Origin of the sequence: Halomonas sp. 707D4 (genome assembly GCF_024158685.1) — a bacterium.
In the GTDB taxonomy this organism is placed as follows: domain Bacteria; phylum Pseudomonadota; class Gammaproteobacteria; order Pseudomonadales; family Halomonadaceae; genus Vreelandella.
In genome coordinates this window covers 1-1708 of record NZ_JAMZBD010000577.1, presented here as the reverse complement: position 1 = coordinate 1708, position 1708 = coordinate 1, and the positions used below count along the sequence as shown (strand labels likewise).

The 1708-nt window shown below is 65.6% G+C and carries 2 protein-coding genes; both read right to left on the bottom strand.

Translation table 11 applies throughout. The features are described 5' to 3' along the window. Positions 1 to 857: acetylglutamate kinase (gene argB / locus BIS11_RS16760; protein WP_253586610.1), on the bottom strand; the 857-nt coding region annotated here is incomplete at its 3' end. A 53-nt stretch (positions 858 to 910) separates the two neighbouring features. Beyond that, the coding region (locus BIS11_RS16755) for a phosphomannomutase/phosphoglucomutase (RefSeq protein ID WP_253586609.1) at positions 911 to 1708 on the bottom strand (798 nt) is incomplete at its 5' end.

The following is a 1708-nucleotide window of genomic DNA, read 5'->3' as shown; positions in this document are numbered from 1 at the left end:
AATATTTCCAGCAGCACCGCGTGGGGCACGCGCCCGTCGATGATGTGGGCGCTGTTGACGCCGCCTTTCACCGCCTCCAGCGCGCAGCGAATCTTCGGCAGCATCCCGCCGTAGATGGTGCCGTCCTCGATCAGGCCGTCCACCTGGGCGGTGGTCAGCCCCGTGAGCACGTCGCCTGCGCCGTTCATCAGGCCCGCCACGTTGGTCAGAAGCATCAGCTTCTCGGCACACAGCGCCTCGGCGAGCTTGCCGGCGACCAGGTCGGCGTTGATGTTGTAGCTGTGACCCTCGGCGTCGACGCCGATCGGGGCGATCACCGGGATGAAGTCGCGAGCGGCGAGCATCTCGATCAGGTCGGTGGAGATCGACTCCACCTCGCCGACGTGGCCGATGTCGATGATCTCCGGGGCGGTCATCTCCGGTGTCTTGTGCTCGACCTTGAGCTGGCGGGCGCGGATCTGGGCGCCGTCCTTGCCGGTCAGGCCGATCGCCTTGCCGCCGCACTGGTTGATCAGGTTGACGATGCTCTTGTTGACCAGCCCCCCCAGCACCATCTCCACCACGTCCATGGTCTGGGCGTCGGTGACGCGCATGCCGTTGACGAAACGCGACTCGATGTTGAGCTTCTCGAGGAGACTACCGATCTGCGGGCCGCCGCCGTGCACCACCACCGGGTTGATGCCGACCTCCTTCATCAGCACGATGTCGCGGGCGAAGGAGTCGATCAGGGCGTCTTCGGTCATGGCGTTGCCGCCGTACTTGACGACCACGGTCTTGCCGGAGAACTGCTGGATGTAGGGAAGCGCCTCTGACAGCACTTCCACGACGACCTTCGGGTCGCGGCTTTCTGGATTCATTGCGTTATCCCTTGGCTTTTATCTTTTAATGGCGGCGCACGCGATCCGCGCACTCAGTGCAGCGCGGTGATATCGAGCGTCGGCGCCGCCTTGGCGAGCGCGGCGGCGAAGCGCGCCTTTATCTCGTTCAATGCCGCTTCGCTTTCCCCTTCGAAGCGAAGCACCAGCGCCGGCGTCGTGTTCGACGCCCGGCACAGCCCGAAGCCCTGCGGGTAGTCCACGCGAAGGCCGTCGAGGGTGGTCTTGATACCTTCGCCGAAGTCGCCGACCCTGGCAAGCGCTTCGATCATGGCGAACTTTTCTTCGTCCGGCACCGCCAGGTTGATTTCCGGGGTGCTGATTTCCTGGGGAAAACGCTCGAACAGCGCATCCGCATCTTCCTCGCAACCGGTGAGGATCTCGAGCAGCCGGGCGGCGGCGTAGAGGCCGTCGTCGAAACCGTACCAGCGCTCCTTGAAGAAGATATGTCCACTCATCTCGCCGGCAAGCTGCGCGCCGGTCTCGCGCATGCGGGCCTTGATCAGCGAGTGGCCGGTGCGCCACATCTCGGGCTCGCCGCCGGCCTCGCTGATCACCCGGGCCAGGGTGCGGCTGCACTTGACGTCGAAGATCACCGTGGCGCCCGGCTGGCGCTCGAGCAGGTCGGTGGCGAACACCGCGAGCAGGTGATCCGGGTAGATGATGCGCCCGCGCGGGGTCACCACGCCCAGGCGGTCGCCGTCGCCATCGAAGGCGAGCCCGATGTCCGCGCCGGTCCGTTCGACCTCGTCGATCAGCGCGACCAGGTTCTCCGGCTTGCCCGGGTCCGGGTGGTGATTCGGGAAGTGGCCGTCGATCTCGTTGAACAGCGG